The 23404-nt window shown below is 75.2% G+C and carries 23 protein-coding genes; 7 read left to right on the top strand and 16 right to left on the bottom strand.

Annotated elements, in window-relative coordinates:
* Positions 1–19: 19 nt before the first annotated feature.
* Positions 20–1450, top strand: coding sequence for an AI-2E family transporter (locus tag ACI8AR_RS17060; protein WP_457052080.1), 1431 nt, complete (start codon positions 20–22; stop codon positions 1448–1450).
* On the opposite strand, the gene ACI8AR_RS17055 is transcribed toward ACI8AR_RS17060, so the two are convergent.
* From ACI8AR_RS17055 to rsgA, 3 genes are read right to left on the bottom strand one after another with little or no spacing between them, the layout of a single operon-like run.
* Entirely contained in the window at positions 1447–1842 is a 396-nt protein-coding gene (locus ACI8AR_RS17055; protein WP_457052079.1) for a DMP19 family protein, read from the bottom strand. The genes ACI8AR_RS17060 and ACI8AR_RS17055 overlap by 4 nt on opposite strands.
* Positions 1839–3098, bottom strand: coding sequence for a phosphoribosylamine--glycine ligase (gene purD, locus ACI8AR_RS17050; protein WP_457052078.1), 1260 nt, complete (start codon positions 3096–3098; stop codon positions 1839–1841). Before purD ends, ACI8AR_RS17055 begins: the two co-directional genes overlap by 4 nt.
* 26 nt (positions 3099–3124) lie before the next feature.
* The gene (rsgA, locus tag ACI8AR_RS17045; protein WP_457052077.1) at positions 3125–4156 is read right to left on the bottom strand and encodes a ribosome small subunit-dependent GTPase A; all 1032 of its coding nucleotides are present in this window, start codon (positions 4154–4156) and stop codon (positions 3125–3127) included.
* A 162-nt stretch (positions 4157–4318) separates the two neighbouring features.
* Between rsgA and ACI8AR_RS17040 the strand changes: the two genes are divergently transcribed.
* Positions 4319–5296 carry a glycerophosphodiester phosphodiesterase family protein gene (locus ACI8AR_RS17040; RefSeq protein ID WP_457052076.1) on the top strand — a complete coding sequence of 326 codons (978 nt, stop codon included), beginning with the start codon at positions 4319–4321 and terminating at the stop codon, positions 5294–5296.
* Between the two features lie 86 nt (positions 5297–5382).
* Here the strand turns inward: ACI8AR_RS17040 and ACI8AR_RS17035 are convergent, their stop codons facing one another.
* On the bottom strand, positions 5383–6672 hold the full coding sequence (locus ACI8AR_RS17035; protein ID WP_457052075.1) for an adenylosuccinate synthase: 1290 nt from the start codon (positions 6670–6672) through the stop codon (positions 5383–5385).
* Between the two features lie 67 nt (positions 6673–6739).
* On the opposite strand from ACI8AR_RS17035, the gene ACI8AR_RS17030 reads away from it, so the two are divergent.
* The 3 genes from ACI8AR_RS17030 to ACI8AR_RS17020 all read left to right on the top strand — a co-directional run bounded on the left by ACI8AR_RS17030 (position 6740) and on the right by ACI8AR_RS17020 (position 9294).
* The gene (locus ACI8AR_RS17030; RefSeq protein WP_457052074.1) at positions 6740–7354 is read left to right on the top strand and encodes a hypothetical protein; all 615 of its coding nucleotides are present in this window, start codon (positions 6740–6742) and stop codon (positions 7352–7354) included.
* 93 nt (positions 7355–7447) lie between these two features.
* Positions 7448–8494, top strand: a complete 1047-nt coding sequence (locus ACI8AR_RS17025; protein WP_456927459.1) for an ABC transporter permease — start codon at positions 7448–7450, stop codon at positions 8492–8494.
* Entirely contained in the window at positions 8491–9294 is an 804-nt protein-coding gene (locus ACI8AR_RS17020) for an ATP-binding cassette domain-containing protein (protein WP_457052073.1), read from the top strand. The genes ACI8AR_RS17025 and ACI8AR_RS17020 overlap by 4 nt, the downstream gene beginning before the upstream one ends.
* 20 nt (positions 9295–9314) lie before the next feature.
* On the opposite strand, the gene ACI8AR_RS17015 is transcribed toward ACI8AR_RS17020, so the two are convergent.
* From ACI8AR_RS17015 to clpB, 10 genes are all read right to left on the bottom strand, one after another.
* Positions 9315–9458 carry a GPGG-motif small membrane protein gene (locus ACI8AR_RS17015; protein ID WP_457052072.1) on the bottom strand — a complete coding sequence of 48 codons (144 nt, stop codon included), beginning with the start codon at positions 9456–9458 and terminating at the stop codon, positions 9315–9317.
* Positions 9459–9619: 161 nt separating this feature from the next.
* Positions 9620–10027, bottom strand: coding sequence for a DUF3151 domain-containing protein (locus tag ACI8AR_RS17010; RefSeq protein WP_456927456.1), 408 nt, complete (start codon positions 10025–10027; stop codon positions 9620–9622).
* 3 nt (positions 10028–10030) lie between these two features.
* Complete coding sequence (fbaA, locus tag ACI8AR_RS17005; RefSeq protein WP_387992097.1) at positions 10031–11065, bottom strand: class II fructose-bisphosphate aldolase; 1035 nt, start codon at positions 11063–11065, stop codon at positions 10031–10033.
* Between the two features lie 74 nt (positions 11066–11139).
* A complete protein-coding gene (locus ACI8AR_RS17000) occupies positions 11140–12534 on the bottom strand; it encodes an FAD-binding oxidoreductase (RefSeq protein ID WP_457052071.1) in 1395 nt (464 codons plus the stop codon).
* Positions 12535–12604: 70 nt separating this feature from the next.
* Positions 12605–13207, bottom strand: a complete 603-nt coding sequence (pyrE, locus tag ACI8AR_RS16995) for an orotate phosphoribosyltransferase (RefSeq protein WP_457052070.1) — start codon at positions 13205–13207, stop codon at positions 12605–12607.
* 132 nt (positions 13208–13339) lie between these two features.
* Positions 13340–14020 (bottom strand): fasciclin domain-containing protein, encoded by a 681-nt coding sequence (locus ACI8AR_RS16990; RefSeq protein WP_457052069.1) that lies wholly within the window; start codon positions 14018–14020, stop codon positions 13340–13342.
* 130 nt (positions 14021–14150) lie between these two features.
* Positions 14151–15764, bottom strand: a complete 1614-nt coding sequence (locus tag ACI8AR_RS16985) for a molybdopterin-dependent oxidoreductase (RefSeq protein ID WP_457052068.1) — start codon at positions 15762–15764, stop codon at positions 14151–14153.
* Positions 15765–15846: 82 nt separating this feature from the next.
* Complete coding sequence (locus ACI8AR_RS16980; RefSeq protein WP_457052067.1) at positions 15847–16497, bottom strand: hypothetical protein; 651 nt, start codon at positions 16495–16497, stop codon at positions 15847–15849.
* Between the two features lie 92 nt (positions 16498–16589).
* On the bottom strand, positions 16590–17129 hold the full coding sequence (locus ACI8AR_RS16975) for a hypothetical protein (RefSeq protein WP_457052066.1): 540 nt from the start codon (positions 17127–17129) through the stop codon (positions 16590–16592).
* 170 nt (positions 17130–17299) lie between these two features.
* A complete protein-coding gene (gene clpB / locus ACI8AR_RS16970; RefSeq protein ID WP_457052065.1) occupies positions 17300–19885 on the bottom strand; it encodes an ATP-dependent chaperone ClpB in 2586 nt (861 codons plus the stop codon).
* A gap of 201 nt (positions 19886–20086) precedes the next feature.
* Here clpB and ACI8AR_RS16965 point away from each other — a divergent pair, with 201 nt between their 5' ends.
* Both ACI8AR_RS16965 and ACI8AR_RS16960 read left to right on the top strand, forming a co-directional pair.
* Positions 20087–20560 carry a MarR family winged helix-turn-helix transcriptional regulator gene (locus ACI8AR_RS16965; RefSeq protein ID WP_457052064.1) on the top strand — a complete coding sequence of 158 codons (474 nt, stop codon included), beginning with the start codon at positions 20087–20089 and terminating at the stop codon, positions 20558–20560.
* Positions 20561–20659: 99 nt separating this feature from the next.
* Positions 20660–21094, top strand: a complete 435-nt coding sequence (locus ACI8AR_RS16960) for an OsmC family protein (RefSeq protein ID WP_457052063.1) — start codon at positions 20660–20662, stop codon at positions 21092–21094.
* A 57-nt stretch (positions 21095–21151) separates the two neighbouring features.
* Here ACI8AR_RS16960 and ACI8AR_RS16955 read toward each other — a convergent pair whose 3' ends face one another.
* Together ACI8AR_RS16955 and ACI8AR_RS16950 are read right to left on the bottom strand one after the other, a co-directional pair.
* Entirely contained in the window at positions 21152–22780 is a 1629-nt protein-coding gene (locus ACI8AR_RS16955; protein WP_457052062.1) for a DHA2 family efflux MFS transporter permease subunit, read from the bottom strand.
* A 74-nt stretch (positions 22781–22854) separates the two neighbouring features.
* Entirely contained in the window at positions 22855–23361 is a 507-nt protein-coding gene (locus tag ACI8AR_RS16950) for a MarR family winged helix-turn-helix transcriptional regulator (protein ID WP_457052061.1), read from the bottom strand.
* Positions 23362–23404 lie beyond the last annotated feature (43 nt).

The following is a 23404-nucleotide window of genomic DNA, read 5'->3' as shown; positions in this document are numbered from 1 at the left end:
CGACCGCGGAAGGACCCCGATGCTGCGACAGGCCGGCTCCCTGGTCGCCCGCGCGCGCGAGCGCATCCGGGCGGCGGGCGAGCGGGACCCGCACGCGTGGCCGGAGCGGGACGGTGACCGGGCGATCCTCGTGCACGACGACGAGGTGCACGACGAGGAGGCCGACCGCGGCCCCGCCGACCCGCTCGCCGACGGCGAGCCGCCGCTGGGCAGCCCCGAGCCCGGCGCCCCCGACCTCGACGGGCCGCTGGCCCCGGGCGGGGTGAGCGGCCCCCCGGACGGCGGGCGCCCGCACCGGGCCGCCGAGCGCGGCCGCCGGCTGCTGGGCCCGGGCCGTGAGGCACCGCAGGGCGACGCCGCGGTGCCCGGCGCGCTGCGCACGGCGGCGGCCTGGTCGTGGCGGCTGATCGCCGTCCTCGCGGGGCTGTACGTGCTGCTCTACGCGGCGGCCTACGTCGCGGTGGTGATCGTCCCGGTGATGGTCGCGCTGCTGCTCGCGGCGCTGCTGCAGCCGGGCGCGGCCTCGCTCATCCGGCGCGGGTGGCCGCGGTCGCTGGCCGCGATGGCGATGCTGCTGGTGGGGCTGGCCGTCGTCGCCGGGATCATCACGCTGGTCGTCGAGCGGTTCAGCGCCGGCTTCTCCGACCTCGCCGACCAGGTCAGCCAGGGCCTGGACCAGATCCGCGACTTCGTCGTCGAGACCTTCCCGGTCACCCAGCGGCAGATCGACGACGCCGTGACCGCCGCCCAGGACGCCATCGTGTCCAACCGGGAGACGCTGGCCACCGGGGCGCTGACCACGGCCGCCACGGTCGGCGAGGTGTTCACCGGCATCGTCCTGGCGCTGTTCACCCTGTTCTTCTTCCTCAAGGACGGCCGGTCCATCTGGCTGTGGCTGGTCGGCCTGTTCCCCCGCGACTCGCGCGCCTACCTCGACGAGGCCGCCCGCCGGTCGTGGCGCACGCTCATCTCCTACGTCCGCGCCACGGTCGTCGTGGCCCTGGTCGACGCCGTCGGCATCGGCATCGGCCTGGCCGTGCTCGGCGTGCCGCTGGTCATCCCGCTCGCGGCGCTGGTGTTCCTCGGCGCGTTCATCCCGATCATCGGCTCGTTCCTGGCCGGCTCGGTCGCGGTGCTGGTCGCGCTGGTCGCCGTCGGCCCGATCAAGGCGCTGATCGCGCTGGCGATCGTCGTCCTGGTCATGCAGCTCGAGGGGCACGTCCTGCAGCCGCTGCTGCTGGGCAAGGCGGTGCACGTGCACCCGCTGGCGGTCGTGCTGGCGATCGCCGCCGGCCTGCTGGTCGCCGGGATCTTCGGCGCGCTGATCGCGGTGCCGGTGGTGGCCTGCTCGAACGTCGCCGGCACCTACCTGTCCCGGCGGCACGACGGCCCGCGGCCACCCGAGCCGCGCCCGGAGCGGGCCCGCCCGGCCGTGGGGGTCCGGGGCTAGAGGGGCGCGTAGGCCCCGGGGGAGCGTCGGAGGTGCTCCCGGAAGGCCCGCTCGATCGTGTCGTCCCACTCGGGCAGCGCGGCGGCGTAGCGGCGGTCCGCCTCGACCTCGAGCCGCTCGGCGGCGTCGAGGTCGTCCTCCCGCAGCCCGGCGGCCCGCCGGGCGACGTCCTCCACGGCATCCGCGGCCTCCTCCAGCCCGATCAGGCGGAAGCCGGCCGCGGCACGCCCGAGCTGCTCGGGCTCCAGGCCCTCCACCGCGTGCAGCAGCCCGCCGTTCATCGCCATCCCGTGGCAGAGGAGGACGGCGGTGAGCGCGGCGTCCCCGGGGTGGGTGGCCGGCGCGGACGGGTCGCAGGCCCGGTTCCACACCGCCTCGGCGGGGTCGGTCACCCGGGCACCGAGACCCGGCCCTCGACGGCGGCCAGGGCGATGTCGGTGCGCCAGTGCGCGCCGGCCAGCCGGACGGCGACCACCCGCTCGTAGGCGGCCTGCCGCGCGCTGGCGAGGTCGGCGCCGGTCGCGGTCACCGCGAGCACCCGCCCGCCGGCCGAGCGGACGGTGCCCTCGGCGTCGACGGTGGTGCCGGCGTGCAGCACCCCCTCGCCGTCGGCGCCGGTGACCGGGTCGCCCGTGCGCGGCGCCTCGGGGTAGCCGGCCGCGGCGACGACGACCGTGACGGCCGCCCCGGACCGCCAGCGCAGCGGCGGGTGGTCGGCGAGGGTGCCGGTGGCCGCGGCGTGCAGCAGCCCGGCCAGCGGCGTCTCCAGCAGCGGCAGCACCACCTGGGTCTCCGGGTCGCCGAAGCGGGCGTTGAACTCGACCACCCGCACGCCGCGGGAGGTCAGCGCCAGGCCCGCGTAGAGCAGCCCGCTGAACGGCTCGCCGCGGCGGCGCATCTCGTCGACGGTCGGCTGCAGCACGGTGGCCAGCACCTCGTCGACCAGCCCGGGCGGCGCCCAGGGCAGCGGCGCGTAGGCGCCCATCCCGCCGGTGTTGGGGCCCGCGTCGCCGTCGTCGCGGCGCTTGTGGTCCTGCGCGGGCAGCAGCGGCAGCACCGTCGTCCCGTCGGTGACGGCGAACAGCGACACCTCGGGGCCGTCGAGGTACTCCTCGACCAGCACCGCTCCCCCGGCGCCGAGCACCCGGTGGCCGTGGGCGACGGCGGCGTCCCGGTCGGTCGTGACGACGACGCCCTTGCCGGCGGCCAGCCCGTCGTCCTTCACCACGTACGGGGCGCCGGCCTCGTCGAGCGCGGTCTCCAGCTCGGCGGGCCCGCCGACCGGCCACGAGCGGGCGGTCGGCACCCCGGCGGCGGCCATCACGTGCTTGGCGAAGGACTTGCTGCCCTCGATCTGCGCGGCCTGCTCCGACGGGCCGAAGCAGGCGATCCCGGCGTCGCGGACGGCGTCGGCGGCGCCGGCGACCAGCGGCACCTCGGGTCCGACGACGACCAGGTCGGCGGCCCAGCCGGTGGCCAGCGCGGCCACCGCGACCGGGTCGGCGACGTCGACCGCGGCCTGCTCGGCGATGCGGGCGGTGCCGGCGTTGCCCGGCGCGCAGGCCAGCGCGGTCACCGCGGGGTCGGACTGCAGAGCGACGCACAGGGCGTGCTCCCGGGCACCGGAGCCGATCACGAGCACGCGCACGGAGCGCGACCCTACCCAGCGCCCGGCTACCGCACCCGGTTCGGCTGCGAGCGGTACGCCCGGTGCAGCGCCTTGACCCGCTGGTGCTCGGCGGCGCGGGCGCGGGCGTCGGCCCGCAGCAGCTGGCGGCGGGCCTCGGCCTGCAGCTTGCGCCAGCCCAGCAGGCGGGCCGGGTCGAGCCGGCCCTCGTCGATGGCCGCGGCGACGGCGCACCCGGGCTCGGTGCGGTGCTCGCAGTCCCGGAACCGGCAGTGCGCGGCCAGGTCGGCGACGTCGGCGTAGGCGGTGTCCACGCCCTCGTCGTCGTAGAGGCCGAGCTCGCGCATGCCGGGGGTGTCGACGAGCAGGCCGCCGCCGGGCAGGACGTGCAGCTCGCGGGAGGTGGTGGTGTGCCGGCCGCGGCCGTCGGCCTCCCGGATCTCCCGGGTGGGCGCCACCTCCCGGCCGGCCAGCGCGTTCGCCAGCGAGGACTTCCCCACGCCGGACGGCCCCACCATCGCCGCCGTCACGCCGGGGCCGAGCAGCGCCCGCAGCGCGTCCAGGCCCGCGCCGGTGCGCGCGCTGACGGCCAGCACGTCCGCGCCGACGGCGTCCTCGGCCACCGCCGCGACGGCGGCGGCGACGTCGTCGCACAGGTCGGCCTTGGTGAGGACGACGACCGGCGTCGCCCCGCTCCCCCACGCGACGGCGAGGTAGCGCTCGACGCGGCGGGCCCGGGTGGGGCCGGCGAGCGCGTCGACCACGAGGACCAGGTCCAGGTTCGCGGCGACGACCTGCGCGGCGGAGGTGCGCCCCGCGACCGTGCGGGTGAACGCCGAGGTGCGGGGCAGCAGCGCGACGGCGAGCTCCCCGCGCAGCGCCACCCAGTCGCCGACCGCGGGCGCCGCCACACCGTCGGGGTCGTGCAGCGCGGCGGCCGGGTGCACCCGCCGCTCGCCGTCGGCGGTGAGCACCGTCAGCCGGCCGCGGTCGACCCGCGCCACCCGTCCGGGCTCGGTCCCCGGGGGGAGTTGCTCGAGACGCGCCCGGGACCAGCCGATCCCTGAGAGATGTGTCACGGGGCGGATGGTCCCGCGCAGGTCAGCGCGGTGTCCTCCCAATTCTCGGAGACTCGCCAGTCCGCGTTCGCCATCCCGACACCTCGGTCGGGTGTTCTGGATGGCATGCACGCGATCGAGTCGCTTGCGACTCCCGCCGTGGCCCGGTCCTCCCGTCCTCTCGTGGTGGGGCACCGCGGTGCCTGCGCCTACCGACCGGAGCACACGGCGGCCAGCTACGAGCTGGCCATCGACATGGGTGCCGACCTCATCGAGCCCGACATCGTCGCCACGAAGGACGGCGCGCTGATCGCGCGGCACGAGAACGAGCTGTCGCGCACCACCGACGTCGCCACCCGGCCGGAGTTCGCCGACCGCCGCACCACCCGCCGGGTGGGCCGCAAGCGGCGCACCGGCTGGTTCGCCGAGGACTTCACCCTCGCCGAGCTGCGCACCCTGCGCGCCGTCGAGCGGCGGCCGGACCTGCGCCCGCTCAACACCGCCTACGACGGCCTGTTCGGGGTGCTCACCCTCGAGGAGGTCGTCGAGATCGCCCGCCGCCGGTCGACGCCGCTGCGCCCGGTGCGCGTGCTCGCGGAGCTGAAGAAGCCCACCTGGTCGGCCGAGCGCGGGCAGCCGATGATCGAGCTGGTGGCCGCCGAGCTGCGGCGGCTGGACGCCACCGCGCCGGACGGCACCGTCGTCGTGCAGTCCTTCGACGCCGCCGCCCTGCGCCGGCTGCGCGCCGACCTCGGCGACGACGGCCCGACCATGTACCAGCTGGTCGACACCGACGCCGGTGACGAGCACCTGCTCACCAACGCCGGGCTGCGCGCGGTGTCCACCTACGCGCAGGGCATCGCGCCGTGCGTCGACGACGTCCTGCTGCGCGACGCCGAGCAGCGGATGACCGGCGTGTCCGACCTGCTGCCCCGCGCGCACGCCGCCGGCCTCACGGTGGTGCCGTGGACGCTGGCCGCGGAGAACGAGTTCCTCCCGCTGCACCTGCGCAGCAGCGAGGACCCGGCCGCCGCCGGCGACGCGTTCGGTGCCGCGCGGCTGCTGCTCGCCCTCGGGGTCGACGGGATCATCACCGACAACCCCGACGTCGTCGTCGCCGCCCGCGCGGAGCTGGAGCAGGCCCTCCCCGAGGCCGCCTGACGGAGCCGCCCTGCGGGGCGGCGCGAGGAGTGGGCCCGGCGGCCTCCGCGATCGGGTGCCGGGACGCCACCTGCAGGGGCCCTCCGTCAGTCGATCAGGTCGTGGACGACGACGTTCTCGTCGCGGCCGGGGCCGACGCCGATGACGCTGATCCGGGCGCCGGAGAGCTCCTCGAGCCGGCGGACGTAGGCCTGCGCGTTGGCCGGCAGCTCGTCGAAGGACCGGCAGTGCCGGATGTCCTCGAACCAGCCCGGCATCTCCTCGTAGACCGGCCTGGCGTGGTGGAAGCCGGTCTGGGTCATCGGCATCTCCTCGTGCCGGACGCCGTCGACGTCGTAGGCGACGCAGATCGGCACCGTCTCCAGCCCGGACAGGACGTCGAGCTTGGTGAGGAAGTAGTCGGTGATCCCGTTGACCCGGCTGGCGTAGCGGGCGACGACGGCGTCGAACCAGCCGCAGCGCCGGTCGCGGCCGGTGGTCACGCCCACCTCACCGCCCTGCTTGCGCAGGTACTCGCCGTTGGCGTCGAACAGCTCGGTCGGGAACGGGCCCGAACCCACGCGGGTCGTGTACGCCTTGAGGATCCCGACCACGCGGGAGATGCGGGTGGGGCCGATGCCGCTGCCGGTGGCCGCGCCGCCCGCCGTCGGGTTCGACGACGTCACGAACGGATAGGTGCCGTGGTCGACGTCGAGCAGGGTGCCCTGCGAGCCCTCCAGCAGCACCCACTCGCCGGCGTCGAGCGCGTTGGCGAGCATCAGCCGGGTGTCGGCGATGCGCCCCTTGAGCTGCTCGGCGTAGCCGGCGTACTCCTCGACCACCTCGTCGACGTCGATGGCCTTGCGGTTGTAGACCTTGACCAGGACCTGGTTCTTCTCGACCAGGGTGCCCTCGAGCTTCTGCCGCAGGATCGACAGGTCCAGCAGGTCGGCCACCCGGATGCCGGTGCGGGCCACCTTGTCGCCGTAGGCGGGGCCGATGCCGCGGCCGGTGGTGCCGATCTTGCGCTTGCCGAGGAACCGCTCGGTGACCCGGTCGAGGGCCCGGTGGTGCGGCATGATCAGGTGCGCGTCGGCCGAGATGACCAGCCGCGAGGTGTCGACCCCGCGCTCCTCCAGCCCCGCCAGCTCCCCGATGAGGACCTGCGGGTCGACGACGACGCCGTTGCCGATGACCGGCGTGCACCCCGGCGTGAGGATCCCCGACGGGATCAGGTGCAGGGCGTAGCGCTCGCCGTCGGGCGTGATGACGGTGTGCCCCGCGTTGTTGCCGCCCTGGTACCGCACCACGTAGGGGACGCGCCCCCCGAGCAGGTCGGTGGCCTTGCCCTTGCCCTCGTCGCCCCACTGGGCGCCGATCAGCACGACTGCCGGCATCTCGCTGTCGTCTCCCCTGGGACTCGTCACCGGCGGTCGACCGGCTGGCAGGTGGCAGGGTATCGGCATGCCCCTCGTCGAGTTCGACCTGCGCGGTCTCGCGCCCGGACGGGCGCCCGAGCGGGCCGTCCTCGCCGAGGCCCCGGACGCGGACTCGCTGCTGGTGCGCGGCCCCGTGCCGGCGCTCGCGGGCGTGCTGGCCGTGCTGCACGCCGCGGGCCGGGCGGCGGAGGTCCCGGTGTCCTGGGACCCCGCCGACGACAGCTCCTCCCGCGGGCTGGCCCGGGACCTGGGCATCGGCAGCGGCGGCGAGCACGAGCTGTCGCTGGTCCGCGACGACCACGGCGGGGTGCTGCTGCAGCACGGCCGCTACGAGGCCGCCGAGAGGGGCCTGCTGCCGCTGGCCGCGCGGCTGGGCGTGCAGGCCCACCACGACGACGTGAAGGTGGCCGACGGCATGGTCGCGCGGATCGACGTGCGGCCGGACTGGACCGCCGTCGACACCATCCGCGTGGTCGTCTCCCCGCAGCTGATGCGCCCGCCGCGGCGCAGCTCCGGCCGCGCGCTGCAGCTGGCCAGCGACCCGGCCCAGGTGACCCGCGACGGTGTCCCCTACCCGCGGCCGGTCTCCCGCTGGACCTGGTACGCCGACGACCGGGTGCGCTGGCGGCTGCGCCCGTAGCCGCGCCCGCCTCGCCGGCGTGCCGCCGTCGTGGACACTGGAGGGGCTCCAGACCGAGGAGGCCCTCCTGCGACCGTTCCCCCCGGTGGCCCGGTGACCGTCGACCGCCTGCCCGCGTTCCGCGTCGCCCCGCCGCGCCGGCGGCTGCTCGACCGGGCCCTCGCCCGGCCCAGCCTCATCGCGGTCCTCGGGCTGGCGATCGTCCTCGTCCTGTTCGGGCTCCGGACGCCCGACCTGCTCACCCCGGCTGGGCTGGGCGGGGTCCTCGACGCCGCGGCGCTGCTCGGCATCGGCGGGGTGGCGGTGGGCCTGCTCCTGGTCGGCGGCCACTTCGACCTGTCGATCGGCACCGTCACCCTCGGCAGCGCCGTCCTCACCGCGCTGCTCGCCGGCCCCGCCGAGTGGGGCATCTGGCCCGCGCTGGCGACGTCGCTGGCCGCGGCGCTCGCCGTCGGGCTGGTCAACGGCTGGCTGGTGGTGCGCACCGGGCTGCCGAGCTTCCTGGTCACCCTGGCCACCGCGCTGGTGCTGCAGGGCACCACCCTGTCCGCCGTTCCGCTCGTCGTGGGTGCGCCGCGGATCAGCGGCCTGGACGAGGCGCCCGGCTGGTCCTCGGCGTCCGCGGTGTTCGGTGCCACCGCCGAGGTGGGGGGCGGCACCTTCCCGGTGTCGCTGCTGTGGTGGCTGGCCGCCACCGCCGGCGCCGGTTGGCTGCTGTGGCGCACCCGGTTCGGCAACGAGGTGCTGGCGATGGGCGGCTCCCGCCGGGCGGCCCGCGAGCTGGGCGTGCCGGTCCGCCGGACGACGCTGGTGCTCTACGCGCTCACCGCGACGGCGGGCTGGCTGCTCGGCACGCTGGCGCTGGTGCCGGCCGCGAGCGTCGGCGCCACCCCGGCCCTGGTGAGCGCCATCGACTACGTGGTGGTCGCGGTGATCGGCGGCTGCCTGCTCACCGGCGGCCAGGGGTCGATGGCCGGCGCCGCGGTGGGGGCGCTGCTCTACGCCGCCGCCCGCGAGGGCGTGGAGCTCGCCGGGTGGGACCCGCGCTGGTCGCAGGCGCTGCTCGGCGTCGTGCTGCTGGTCGCACTGCTGGTGGGAGGGGTGGTGCGCGGCCGGCTGCGGGCCGCGCCGCGCTCGTGACCGCCGTGCCACCGGTGCTGGAGCTGCGCGGGCTGAGCGTCCGCCACGGCGGCGTGCCGGCGCTGGACCGGGTCGCGGTCGCGCTGGAGGGGGGCCGCATCACCTGCGTGCTCGGCGAGAACGGGGCGGGCAAGTCGACGCTGGTGTCGGTGCTGTCGGGGCTGCGCCGGCACGACGAGGGCGAGCTGCTCCTCGACGGCGTGCCGGTGCACTTCCGCAGCCCCCGGGCGGCGCGGGCGGCCGGGATCGCCACGGTCTGGCAGGACCTCGCCGTGGCGCCGCTGCTGCCGGTGTGGCGCAACCTGTGCCTGGGCGCCGAGCCGACCCGCCGGCCGTGGCCGCTGCGCCGCCTGGACGTCGACACCGCCCGGGAGACCACCGTGCGCGCCCTGGAACGGATCGGCGTCACCGGCATCGACCCCGACCAGCCGGTGAACACGCTGCTGCCCGGGTCGCGGCAGAGCCTGGCGATCGCGCGGGCGGTGCACTACGGCTCGCGGGCGCTGGTGATCGACGAGCCGACCGAGCCGATGACCATCGCCCAGCACACGCTGGTCGGGCAGGCGGTGCTCGGCGCGCGGGCGCAGGGGCTCGCCGTCGTCGTCGTCACCCACAACCCGCGCTACGCGCACCTGGTGGGTGACCGCTTCCTGCTGCTGGCGCGCGGGCAGGTGGCCGGGGACCTCACCCGCGCCGACGTCGACGCCGACGACCTGACCCGGCTCATGGCCGGCGGCGAGGAGCTCACCGCGCTGACCACCCGCCTGCAGGAACTGCACCCCGAGCTCGGCGACCGCTAGCCGCCGAGCCCGGGGCCGGGTCAGGCGAAGACGCTCACCCCGCCGGGTCCCACGAGGAGACCGACGACGATCAGCACGATCCCCCACAGCAACTGCCCTCGGATGATCGCGAAGATGCCGGCGACCACGAGGACGACGGCGAGGATCCAGAGCAGTGTGGCCACGGCCCACCTCCAGGTGACGGGCGCACCTCACCGGCGCGCTGGTCACGGAGTGTGCTCCCGGTGAGGCCGCCCCGCCCGGTGAACGCGGCGGTGACGGGACGGCCTCACCCGTCACGGTGACCGTGGGTGAGCCGGGCCGGGCCCCGGGGAAGGAGACCGGGTCAGGGCGCGAGCGAGGGGTCGCAGTCGCGCAGCAGCTGGGTGCAGCGCTCCTGCTCGTCGGTCTCGCCGATGGCCTCGGCGGCCCGGGCGAGCACGGTGACGCAGCGCAGGAAGCCCCGGTTGGGCTCGTGCGACCACGGCACCGGGCCGTGGCCCCGCCAGCCGTTCTTCCGCAGCGCGTCCAGGCCGCGGTGGTAGCCGGTGCGGGCGTAGGCGTAGGCCTCGACGGTGCGGCCGTCCGCGAGCGCGGCCTCGGCCAGCGCCGCCCACGCCGCGCTGGCCCGCGGGTGGCCGGCGGCGACCTCGGCGGGGTCGGTGCCGGCCGCCAGCGCGGCCTCCGCCTCGGGGTCGCCGGGCAGCAGCGTGGCCGGCGGCTCGCCGAGCAGGTTCTGGTGCGCGTGGGTCACAGCTCAGGCGCCCTGCGACTGGCCGGCCGACAGCAGGTCCTCGCACGCGGTGACGACGCGGGCGGCCATGCCGGTCTCGGCGGCCTTGAGGTAGCTGCGCGGGTCGTAGGTCTTCTTGTTGCCGACCTCGCCGTCGATCTTCAGCACGCCGTCGTAGTTGCTGAACATGTGCCCGGCGATCGGCCGGGTGAAGGCGTACTGGGTGTCGGTGTCGACGTTCATCTTCACGACGCCGTAGGACAGCGCCTCGCGGATCTCCGACTGCAGCGAGCCCGAGCCGCCGTGGAAGACGAAGTTGAACGGCTTGCCGCCGTCGCCGAGGCCGAACTCCTGCGACACGACCTCCTGGCCCTGCTTGAGGACCTCCGGGCGCAGCTTGACGTTGCCCGGCTTGTAGACGCCGTGGACGTTGCCGAAGGTCGCCGCCAGCAGGTAGACGCCGCGCTCCCCGAGGCCGAGCGCCTTGGCGGTGGCCACGAAGTCGCCGGGGGCGGTGTAGAGCTTCTCGTTGATCTCGTGGGCGACGCCGTCCTCCTCGCCGCCGACGACGCCGATCTCCAGCTCGAGCACGATCTTGGCCGCCGCGGTCTTCTCGAGCAGCTCCTCGGCGATCTGGAGGTTCTCCTCCAGGTCGATCGCCGAGCCGTCCCACATGTGCGACTGGAACAGCGGCGCCTGGCCGGCGTCGACCCGGTCCTTCGACAGCGCGATCAGCGGCCGGACGTAGGAGTCCAGCTTGTCCTTGGGGCAGTGGTCGGTGTGCAGCGCGACGTTGACCGGGTACTTCTCGGCGACGACGTGCGCGAACTCGGCCAGCGCGACGGCGCCGGTGACCATGTCCTTGACCCGGGTGCCGGAGCCGAACTCCGCGCCGCCGGTGGAGAACTGGATGATGCCGTCGCTGCCGGCGTCGGCGAACCCGCGGAGGGCCGCGTTGATCGTCTCCGACGAGGTGCAGTTGATGGCCGGGTAGGCGAAGCCGCCCTCCTTCGCCCGGCTGATCATGTCGGCGTAGACCTCGGGGGTCGCGATGGGCATCGGGGCACTCCTGTCGATCGACGCTGGTCGGCGGTCAGTATCTCCCGGGCGCGGAACCCCCGACAGGCCCCGTCTCAGCTGCGGCGGCGCAGCACCTTGCCGGGGTTGAGCAGGCCGGCCGGGTCGAGGGCGTCCTTGATCCGGCGGTGCACGTCCAGCGACACCTCGCCGATCTCGCGCTCCAGCCACTCGACCTTGATCGAGCCGATGCCGTGCTCGCCGGTGACCGTGCCGCCCAGCGCCAGGCCCAGCTCCAGGATGTCGTCGAAGGCGGCGAACGCCCGCGCCCGCTGGTCGGGGTCGGTGGGGTCGAAGCAGACCGTCGGGTGCATGTTGCCGTCGCCGGCGTGCCCGACGACGCCGATGGTCAGCCCCCGCCGCACGGCGATGCCGTCGCAGCCGTCGAGGAACTCGGCGATCCGCGAGCGGGGCACGGCGACGTCGTCGATGAGCGTGCTGCCCAGCTGTTCGAGCGCGGGCAGCGCCATCCGGCGGGCGGCGAGCAGCAGGTCGCCCTCGGCGGGGTCGGCGGTGGTGTGCACGAGCTCCGCGCCGGCCTCGCGGCACAGCCGCGCCAGGGCCTCGATCTCGGCGAGGGCCGCCTCTCCCCCGGCGTCGGACTGCGCGACGAGCAGGGCGTGCGCTCCCCGGTCGAGGTCGGCGTGCAGCAGGTCGTCGACGGCGCAGATGCAGGTGTTGTCCATGACCTCCAGCAGGCTGGGCACCAGCCCGGAGGTGACCACCCGCTCGACCACCTGCCCGGTCTGCGCGGTGGTGGCGAAGGTGGCCACCAGGGTCACCGGCTGCTGCGGCGCGGGGCGCAGCGCGAGCGTGGCCTCGGTGATGACGCCGAGGGTGCCCTCCGAGCCCACGAACAGCCGGGCGAGGTCGTAGCCGGCGACGCCCTTGACCGTGCGGCGCCCGGTGCGCAGCACCCGCCCGTCGGCGAGGACCACCTCGAGGCCGAGCACGTAGTCGGTGGTAACGCCGTACTTCACGCAGCACAGGCCGCCGGAGTTCTGCGACAGGTTGCCGCCGATCGTGCACCAGTCGTAGCTGGAGGGGTCCGGCGGGTAGAACAGGCCGGAGCCGGCGACGGCGTCGCGCAGCTGCTTGTTGACCACGCCGGGCTGGACGACGGCGAGCCGGTCGGCGGCGCTGACCTCCAGGACGGCGTCCATGCGGGTCATGACCATGGTGATCGCACCGTCGACGGCGTTGCTCGCGCCGGCCAGCCCCGAGCCCGCGCCGCGCGGGACGACCGGGACGCCGTGCCGGGAGGCGACCCGCATGACCGCGGCGACGTCGTCGGTGCACCGGGGGAACACGACCGCGGCGGGGGTGCCGGCCTCGGCCAGCATCGCCTGGTCGCGGGCGTAGGCGGCGGTGACGTCGGGGTCGGTGAGGACGCCGTCGCGGCCGAGTGCGGCGGCCAGCTCGTCGACCCACGCGGTGGCGAGTGTGGTCACCGCCACACCGTACGGCCGATCCCGGGCACGTCCGCGGAGATGTCCCGCGCTTCTCCGCGGGAGTGCGCGGCTACGACAGGCCGAGGTCGGACAGCTCGAAGGCGGCGCGGTACTCCAGGCCGGCGGCCTCGACGGCGGCCCGCCCGCCGCGGTCGACGACCACCGCGACGGCGATGACCTCGGCCCCGGCCTCCTGCAGCGCCTCGACGGCGGTCAGCGGGCTGCTGCCGGTGGTGGAGACGTCCTCGACGACGAGCACCGCCCGCCCCGCGACGTCGGGCCCCTCGATCCGCCGCTGCAGCCCGTGCGCCTTGCCGGCCTTGCGGACCACGCACGCGTCGAGGAAGCCCTCGCCGCCGGCGGCCGCGTGCAGCATGGCCGTGGCGACCGGGTCGGCGCCGAGGGTGAGACCGCCGACGACGTCGTAGCGCAGGTCGCGGGTGAGCTGGCGCATCACCCGGCCGACCAGCGGCGCGCCCTCGTGGTGGAGGGTCAGCCGACGCATGTCGATGTACCAGTCGGCCTCGCGCCCGGAGGACAGCGTGACCCGCCCGTGGACGACGGCGAGGTCGACGACCAGCTCGAGCAGGCGGTCGCGGTCGGGCTGGGCGGCCCCGTTCCAGGGGCCCGCCCCGAGGGACGAGGGGTGGGGGGGAACGGGGTCCTTCTCCATGGAGGCGACCCTACGCACGGCACCGGCCCGGCTCCCCGTGAGGGAACCGGGCCGGTGACCGATCGTCAGGTCGGCCCCGCTGCAGGGGCCCGCGCCGAGCCTGCGAGGCGTGGGGGGCAGCGGGGTCCTCCGTCAGCCGGCGGCGGGCGCCAGGACCTGGTCGACGATGTAGACGGTGGCGTTGGCGGTCTGCACGTTGCCGCAGATCACCGAGGCCGGGGTGCCGGTGACGGTCTGGGCGACGGTGAAGCTCTCGCCCGAGCCCTCGATGGTGACCTCGTCGCCGGCCACGGTGGTGTGCGTGCCGGCCAGCTGGTCGGGCGAGAGCCGGCCCGGGATGACGTGGTGGGTCAGGACCTGGGTCAGCATCGCCTGGTCGGCCAGCACGGCCTGCAGCTGGTCGGCCGGGATGGCCTCGAACGCCGGGTTGGCCGGCGCGATGACGGTGATGTCGTCGGTGGTGTTCAGCGTGTCCACCAGGTTGGCCTGGGTGACCGCCTGCACCAGCGTCGACAGGACCGGGTTGTTGCTGGCCGCGGTGGCCACCGGGTCGTCGGTCATGCCGGCGAAGCTGCCCTCGCCGTCGGCCGGGACCGAGGAGCAGGCGGCGCCGAAGGGCTCGTCGGAGGCCGGCTCGGCCATCGGGCTGCTGCTACCCATCGCGTCCGAGCTCTCGGCCGGCGACGACGAGCTGCTGTCGGAGGGCGAGCTGTCGGAGGCCGCGCTGGTGTCCTCCGAGCCGCAGGCGCTCAGGGTGACCGCGAGGGTCGAGGCGGAGGCCAGCAGCAGGCCACGGGTCAGGGTGCTCTTCACGGTGTGTGCTCCTCGGTCGTCGGTCCATGGTCCCCCGGCCCGTTCGAGGGGTCGGGAGAGGCGTCTGCGGCCGGGTGGCCGAGACGGGCTCTGGGGGTGTGCCGGGTGCCGCCCCGCGGGGCGGAGGCCGCTAGGTCGCGATCACCCGGATCGAGTGCAGGCCGCTGGCCCCGTTCGGGAACGGCCGGGCGCGCTCCTCGGTCTGCACCTCGCCGTCGGCCGTGGTGGCCCGGACGGTGAGCTGGTAGGAGCCGGGGGCGAAGTCGCAGGGCAGCTGCCACTGCCGCCACAGGTCGGCGTCGACCGCCGGGGCGAGCTCGGCCTCCAGCCACTCGCCGTCGTCCACCCGGACCTCGACGCGGGAGATGCCGCGGGTCTGCGCCCAGGCGACGCCGGCGATCGGGCGCCGCCCGGCGGGGAACCGGCGCAGCGGGGCCGGGGTGTCGATCCGGGAGGCCACCTTGACCGGGCCCTGGGCCGCCCAGTCGCGCTGGACCCAGTAGGCGTCGAAGGCGTCGTAGGTGGTGGCCTCGATCGAGGTCATCCACTTGCAGGCCGAGACGTAGCCGTACAGCCCGGGGATGAGCATCCGGACCGGGAAGCCGTGCTCGACCGGCAGCGGCTCGCCGTTCATCCCGAAGGCGATCATCGCGTCCTCGACCTGCAGCGCCGAGCGGGTGGGCGCGCCGATCGTCATGCCGTCGGCCGAGCGGCAGACCAGCTGGTCGGAGCGGTCGGAGACGCCGTTCTCGCGGAGGAAGGCGCCGAGCGGGATGCCGGTCCAGCGCGCGGTGCCGGCCAGGCCGCCGCCGACCTCGTTGGAGACGCAGGTGAGCGTGACGTCGCGCTCGATGACGTCGTCGCGGTCGAACAGGTCGGCCAGCGTGTACGTGCGCGGGGAGTCGAACATCCCGGTCAGCTCGAGCCGGTAGTCGGCGGGGCGGATCTGCGGGACGGTGATCGCGGTGTCCACCCGGTAGAAGTCGCGGCCGGGCGTGAACAGCGGCGTCAGCCCCTCGACCCGCTCGGCGAGGTCGGCGCCCGGGGGCAGCGCGGCGGCCGGCGACGACGGCGTCGGCAGGGTGAGGTCGCCGCGGGCGCCGCTGACGTCGAAGCGGCGCTGCAGCAGCCGCCCGCCGGCGCCGGTGACCGCGGCCGCGCCCAGGGCGACGCCGCCGGCGAGGACGAAGCGGCGGCGGTCCAGGCCGGCGCCGTGGCTCCCGGCCGCGGGGCGCTCCGCGGCGACCGGCGCGGTCAGCGGGGCCACGAGCAGGAGGAGGGCGGCGACGCCGGCCGCCGCGCCCACGACGGAGGGCAGCGCGTCGAGCGGGCCGCCTGCCGGCCGGGTGGCCGCGGCGAGGGCGCCGATGGCGCCGAACAGCGCGATCCCGGCCACGCCGGCCCGCCGGGAGCGCAGCGCCACCAGCCCGACGAGCACCGCGTACAGCGCGACGACGACCAGCGTGCCGACGACGAGGGCGACCTTGTCGTCCTCGCCGAACGTCGCGACGGCGAACTGCTTGACCGGCTCGGGGACCAGGGTGATGACCGTGTCGCCGACCGCGACGACCGGTGAGGACGCCGGCGCCACGAGCGCGGCGACCAGCTCGGCCACGCCCAGCGCGACCGCGGCGGCCGACAGCCCGGCGAGCGCGGCGAGCAGCCGGCGCGGGCCGCGGCCGGCGGGGCGTGCGGCCCCGTCCGGTCCGGTGGCGGGCGCGGGGGCCTGCTCGGTGGTGGTCACGTCCGGCGTTCGGCCCGGCCGGGCGAGCGGTTCACCACCGGAGGTAACGAAATGGGAACGACACCAGATCGCGCGCGACGGATCAGCGCCCCTGGGCCCGCCGCCAGCCCTGGTGGCGGTACCAGGCGCTCGCCGGCTTCTGGGCCAGGGCGACGACGGCGACGACGACGAGCAGCGTCTGCACCAGGTTCAGCACGGTGGTCAGCCCGCTGACGGACGGCCCGGCCAGCGAGATGAGGCCCCCGACGACGGCCAGGCCACCGAACACCCAGAGCACGACCCGCGCCCAGTTGCGCCCCGTCCAGGCGAACCAGAGGAACAGCGCCTGCAGGCCGAGCAGGACGAGGCTGAAGACGATGCCGACGGTGACCACCGTGGCGCTCGCGACGCCGGAGACGCCCTCGTACTCGGCCGGGTCCAGCCCGGCGTCGACCAGCGCCCGGTCGACGACCTCGTCGAACTGCGCGAACGTGACGATCGCGCCGAGCAGGCCGAGGAGCAGGCTCGCGACCCAGGCGCCGATGCCGAGCCGGACCGCTGCGGGGCGCTCGACCGGGGCGGGCGCCCCGAAGCCGTCGGGCGCCGCGGGCGCGGACGCGTACCCGCCGTGGGCCCCGCCGTGGACGCCCTGCCCGTGGACGCCCTGTCCGTAGGGGTTCTGGCCGTACGGACCCTGGCCGTAGGGGTCCTGCCCCGGCCGGTCCCAGCCCTGCGGGCCCTGTCCTGCGGTCATGTCCGTCCTCTCCCGTGGCGATCGCCCGGGGCATGATGATCGACCCGCCGCCGTCCGACCACCCTCGGGCGCGCCGGGTGCCCGGCCGGGAGTCAGCGGGCCCGCATCCGCCGGCGCTGCCCCTCGGCCCGGTACCACTCGGAGGCCGGCCGCACGGCGAGCGCGACGAGCCCCACCGCGCTGATCAGGGTGATGAACACCGACAGTGACCCGAGGAAGCCCGATCCGGTCGTCCCGGGACCGGTGAGGCCGGACAGCCCGCCGAGGACGTTGACCGCACCGAGGACCTGGAGCACCACCCGGGCCCAGTTGCGCCCGGTCCAGGCGAACCGGATGACCAGCGCCTCCAGGGCCACCAGCACCGCCCCGAAGCCCGCGCCGACCCAGAACGCGGTCCGCGCCGTCGACTCGGGGACGTCCGCCCCCGACGCGGCCTGCACCTGCGCGACGACCCCGTCGACGTCGGCCAGCGTGACCACGGAGGACACCAGGCCGAGGATCAGCGCGGCCATGAACGCGCCGATCCCCACCCGCACCGCCACGGGCCGCTCGGCCGGCGGCGCGGGCTCGGCACCGGGCGCCGACGGCGCGTTCCCGTAGCCCGGGAGTCGTCCTCCGCGTTCCTCGGTCACGTGGTCCCTCTCTTCCCTCGGCGTCCCCGCCGCCATCGTGCCCGTACCGTGTGCGGCCCCCGAGGCGTCCCGCCCCGGGGACACGACGGGCCCGCCGCCCCGAGGGGACGGCGGGCCCGGTGAGGTGCTGACACGGCCCTGCTGCAGGGAGGCCGTTCCAGGGTCCTGCGTCAGCCGCGGCGGACGGTGAGGCCCTCCTCGGCCAGGTCGTCCGGCGCGTCGACGACGACCTCGTCGCCGTCGCGGATCTCCCCGGCCAGCAGCGCGCGGGCCAGCGGGTCGCCGATCGCGGACTGCACCAGCCGGCGCAGCGGCCGGGCGCCGTAGACCGGGTCGAACCCGTTGAGCGCCAGCCACTCGCGGGCGGCCTCGGTGACGGTCAGCGTCAGCCGGCGGGCGGCCAGCCGGCGGGCGAGCACACCCACCTGGATCTCGACGATCCCGGCCAGCTCCTCGCTGCCCAGCGCCCGGAACACCACGACGTCGTCGAGGCGGTTGAGGAACTCCGGCTTGAAGTGCGACCGGACGACGTCCATGACCGCGGACCGCCGCGCCTCCTCCGGCAGCGACTGGTCGGCGATCATCTGCGAGCCGAGGTTCGACGTCAGGATCAGGATGGTGTTGCGGAAGTCCACCGTCCGCCCCTGGCCGTCGGTGAGCCGGCCGTCGTCGAGGACCTGCAGCAGCACGTCGAAGACGTCGGGGTGGGCCTTCTCCACCTCGTCGAGCAGCACGACGGTGTAGGGCCGCCGCCGGACCGCCTCGGTGAGCTGGCCGCCGGCCTCGTAGCCGACGTAGCCCGGAGGGGCACCGACCAGCCGGGCCACCGAGTGCTTCTCGGAGTACTCGCTCATGTCGATGCGGACCATCGCCCGCTCGTCGTCGAACAGGAACTCCGCCAGCGCCTTGGCCAGCTCGGTCTTGCCGACGCCGGTGGGGCCGAGGAAGAGGAACGAGCCGGTGGGCCGGTCGGGGTCGGAGATGCCCGACCGCGCGCGGCGCACGGCGTCGGAGACGGCGCGGACGGCGTCGGGCTGGCCGACGACCCGCTTGCCGAGCTCGTCCTCCATCCGCAGCAGCTTCGCCGTCTCGCCCTCGAGCAGCCGGCCGGCGGGGATGCCGGTCCAGGCCTGCACGACCTCGGCGATGTCGTCGGGGCCGACCTCCTCCTTGAGCATGGAGGCCTGGGCGGCGACCTCGTCCTCGGCCGCGGCGAGCGCCTTCTCCAGCTGCGGCATCCGGCCGTAGCGGAGCTCGGCGACGCGCGCGAGGTCGCCGTCGCGCTCGGCGCGCTCGGACTCCGTGCGCAGCCGCTCCAGCTCCTCCTTGTGCTGCTGGATCCGGACGATCGCGCTCTTGTCCTGCTGCCAGCGCGCGGTCAGCTCGGCGAGCTCCTGACGCCGGTCGGCCAGGTCGGCGCGCAGTGCGGCCAGCCGGTCGAGGGACGACGGGTCGTCCTCCTTGGCCAGCGCCATCTCCTCGATCTCCATCCGGCGCACGGCGCGCTCGACCTCGTCGACCTCGACCGGGCGGCTGTCGATCTCCATGCGCAGCCGGCTGGCCGCCTCGTCGACCAGGTCGATCGCCTTGTCGGGGAGGAAGCGGGCCGTGACGTACCGGTCCGACAGCGTGGCGGCGGCGACGATCGCGGCGTCGGTGATCCGGACGCCGTGGTGCACCTCGTAGCGCTCCTTGAGCCCGCGCAGGATGCCGATCGTGTCCTCGACCGAGGGCTCGCCGACGAAGACCTGCTGGAAACGGCGCTCCAGCGCCGGGTCCTTCTCGATGTGCTCGCGGTACTCGTCGAGCGTGGTCGCGCCGACCATGCGCAGCTCGCCGCGGGCGAGCATCGGCTTGATCATGTTGCCGGCGTCCATGGCCGAGTCGCCGGTCGCCCCGGCGCCGACGATGGTGTGCAGCTCGTCGATGAAGGTGACGACCTGCCCCTCGGACTCGGCGATCTCCTGCAGGACGGCCTTGAGCCGCTCCTCGAACTCGCCGCGGTACTTCGCGCCGGCGACCATGCTCGCCAGGTCCAGCGCCATCAGCCGCTTGCCCTTGAGGCTCTCGGGGACGTCGCCGGCGACGATCCGCTGGGCCAGGCCCTCGACGATCGCCGTCTTGCCGACGCCGGGCTCGCCGATGAGGACCGGGTTGTTCTTGGTGCGGCGGGAGAGCACCTGCACGACGCGGCGGATCTCGGTGTCCCGGCCGATGACCGGGTCGATCTTCCCCTCGCGGGCGCGCTCGGTGAGGTCGACGGCGTACTTCTCCAGCGCCTGGAAGGTGCTCTCGGGGTCGGCCGTGGTGACCTTGCGGTTGCCGCGCACCGTGCGGAAGGCGGCCAGCAGCGCGTCGCGGGTGGCACCGGCGCTGGTGAGCACGGTGCCGGCCTCGCCCTCGGAGCCGGCCAGGCCGACCAGCAGGTGCTCGGTGGAGACGTACTCGTCGCCCAGCGCGCTGGCCTGCTCGCCGGCGGCGTTGACCACCCGCAGCAGCTCGCGCGACGGCGACGGCGCGGCGACGGTGGCGCCGCGGACGCTGGGCATGCGGCGCAGGGCGGCCTCGGCCTTGGCCCGGACGTCGGCCGGGTCGGCGCCGACCGCGGTCAGCAACGGGGCGGCGATGCCGTCGGTCTGCTGCAGGAGCGAGACGAGCAGGTGCAGGGGCTCGAGCGCGGCCTGCCCGCGGTCGACCGCCAGCCGCTGGGCGGCCGCGAACGCCTCCTGCGAACGGGTGGTCAGCTTGCTCTCCATGGTCGGTGCGGTCGGTCCTCTCGTGGGCGCGCCGGGGGTCCCCGGCGGGGGTCGCTGTCGACCGGTCCAACGGACCGGGGGTTGAGTCTGTTCCGCTCAACTTGCGTCATGGTGCAGGAGGTGGCCCGACTGGTGCACCGGAGGGGTTGACACCCGACACAACTGCATGCCACGCGACCAGGTTGTCCCTACACTCTGGGCATGACGACGACGCACGGGGACCCGCACCTCCCCGCCCCGAGCGTGGCGCTCGACGACCAGCTGTGCTTCGCGCTGTACGCGGCCTCCCGCGCGATGACCGCGCGGTACCGCCCGATGCTCGAGGAGCTCGGGCTCACCTATCCGCAGTACCTGGTCATGATGCTGCTCTGGGAAGAGGACCACCAGACCGTCGGCCAGCTCGGCGCCCGCCTGGCGCTCGACAGCGGCACCCTGTCCCCGCTGCTCAAGCGGCTCACCGCGGCCGGGCTGGTCACGCGCCACCGCCGGGTCGAGGACGAGCGGTCGGTGGCCATCGCCCTCACGGACGCCGGCCGGGCACTGCGCGACAGGGCCTTCGCCATCTCGCAGGACATGATCTGCGCGCTCGACCTGGACGTGGAGTCCTTCTCCGACCTCAAGCAGACGCTCAACGTGCTGACCCAGCGGGTCACCGAGGCGCCGCGCGGGGTGTGACCCGCGCCGGTGGGTTGCCCCCAACCCACCGGGGTAGGGCGGCGGGGTCCCGCGCCGGCGAGACGACGCCGTCGCGCCCTCCCACCGGAAGGCAGCCCGATGCCCACCCGCTCCGCCCGCACCGCCTGGAACGGCACCCTCCAGGACGGATCCGGCCAGGTCGAGCTGTCCAGCTCGAAGCTCGGCACCTTCGACGTGAGCTGGCCGAAGCGCACCTCCGACGAGGCCGGTGGCTCCACCAGCCCCGAGGAGCTCGTCGCCGCGGCCCACTCCGCCTGCTTCTCGATGGCCCTGTCGAACGAGATCGCGAAGGCCGGCGGCACGCCGCAGTCGCTCGAGGTCACGGCCGACGTCACGCTCGGCCTCCAGGACGGCGCCACGATCACCGGGATCACGCTGACCGTGCGCGCCGAGGTCGACGGCCTCGACGCCGACGGGTTCGAGAAGGCCGCGCAGGCGGCGAAGGTCGGCTGCCCGGTCAGCAAGGCGCTGGCCGCTGTCGACATCACGCTGGACGCCCAGCTGGAGTCCTGACCGCACACGGACGACGGCCCGCTCCCCCGGCCGGGGAGCGGGCCGTCGTCCGTCCTCTCAGCGGGCGGTGCCGACCGCCCCGTCGTCGGCGAGCGCGGGGCGGGACTCGCGGGCCAGCCGCTCCTCGCCGCTCTCGGTGCGCAGGGCCACCTCGCGGATGAGCAGGATGGCCGCGACGGCGACCACCGCGATGACCGCGGAGACGAGGAAGATCCGGCCGGTCGCGTCGCCGTAGGAGACCCGGATGAGCTCCTGGATGGCCGGCGGCGCGTCCGCGAGGCTCGCCAGGCCGACGCTGCCCGAGCCACTGTCGGCCGCGGCCGCCTCCGGCGGCAGGCCGGCGGTGATCAGGTCGGTCACCCGGTTGCTGAGCACCGCGCCGAGCACCGAGACGCCGATGGTGCCGCCGAGGCTGCGGAAGAAGGCCACCGCCGACGACGCCGCGCCGAGGTCGCTCGCGGCCACGGTGTTCTGCACGGCGAGGACCAGGTTCTGCATGGTCATGCCGATGCCGACGCCGAGGACGAACAGGAAGACGCCGAGCAGCACCATGTCCGTCTCGTGGTCGATGGTCGCCAGCAGCCCGAACCCGGCGACGACGAGCAGCGACCCGGCCACCAGGAACCGCTTCCACCGGCCGTGGCGGGTGATGAGGATGCCCGAGACCGTGGAGGAGAGCAGCAGGCCACCGACCATGGGGATCGTCAGCAGGCCGGCCGCCGTCGGCGAGTAGCCGCGGGAGATCTGCAGGTACTGGCCGAGGAAGACGGTCGACCCGAACATCGCCACACCGATCGCGACGCTGGCCAGGATGGCGAGGGTCGTCGTCCGGTCGCGGAACAGCCGCAGCGGGACGATCGGCTCGGCCGCGCGCAGCTCGGTCACCACGAACGCGACGATCGCCAGTGCGCTGCCGACGAGGAACAGCGCCGTCTCGACCGAGGCCCACGCGAACCGGTCCCCGGCGAGGGTGACCCAGATGAGCAGCCCGGAGACGCCGGCGGTGAGGAACGCGGCGCCGAGGTAGTCGATGCGGACCCGGCGCCTGGTCACCGGCAGGTGCAGCGTGCGCTGCAGCAGCACCAGCGCCACGGCGGCGAAGGGCACGCCGACGTAGAAGCACCAGCGCCAGCCGAGCCAGCTGGTGTCGACCAGCAGGCCGCCGAGCAGCGGGCCGCCGACGGTGGCCACGGCCATGACCGCGCCGAGCAGGCCGGAGTACCGGCCGCGCTCGCGGGGGCTGATCATCGCGGCCATCGCGATCTGCACCAGCGCCTGCAGGCCGCCGAGGCCCAGGCCCTGGAGCACGCGCCAGCCGATGAGCGTGCCCACCGACTGAGACAGGCCTGCGAGCATCGAGCCGACGATGAAGACCACGATGGAGATCTGGATCAGCAGCTTCTTGCTGAACAGGTCGGCGAGCTTGCCCCAGATCGGCGTGGACGCCGTCGAGGCGAGCAGGGTCGCGGTGACGACCCAGGTGTACTGGCTCTGGCTGCCCCGCAGGTCGGTGAGGATCGTGGGCAGGGCGTTGGAGACGACGGTCGAGGACAGGAACGCCACGAACATCGCCAGCAACATCCCCGAGAGGGCCTCGAGGATCTGCCGGTGCGTCATGCGGCCCTGCTGCTCGGCGGGCGCCTCCGCCGCCGGGGCGGCGACGGCGGGCTCGCGGGTGGTGGTCACGGTGCTCCTGGTCGGTGCGGGATCGGTCGGTGCGGGACCGGGTGTGGACGGCGGCCCGGACGGGCGGGTGGTGGTCACGAGGCGGCCCCGACGGCGTGCGGGGAGCCGGCGGAGGAGGCGCGGACCGCGGCCGGTGGCGCGGCGCGGTCGAGGTCGTCGGCCAGCCGCTCCAGCAGTTCGGTGAGCCGGTGGGCGTCGGCCTCGTCCCAGCCGGCCAGGGCCCGGGTGGCCCACTCCGAGCGCAGCGCGCGGGTCTGGGCCAGGGCGGCGACGCCGGCGGCGGAGACCCGGAGGAGGCTGGCGCGGCCGTCGTTCGGGTCGGGCCTGCGCTCGACGAGGCCGGCCCGCTCGAGGGCGGCGACCTGACGGCTGGCGACCGAGACGTCGACGCCGGCCTGCACGGCCAGCGCGCTGCAGCGCTGCTCGCCGTCGCGCTCGAGCGGGACGAGCAGCGCCCAGCCGAAGGAGGGCAGCTCCCCGTAGACGGAGTCCGCGGCCCGGCCGGACACGTGCCGGCCGGCCCGGACGAGGCGCGCGATGCCGGCGGTGAGCCGCTCGCGCGTCCGGGAGGTGATGGGCATGGCGTCCTCGTGGACAAGGTGATTGCAGACCACAACCATACAT

The sequence above is a fragment of the Geodermatophilus sp. SYSU D01036 genome (assembly GCF_054050435.1).
Note: the sequence above shows the minus strand (reverse complement) of the source record. Positions and strands in the feature narration are given on the sequence as shown.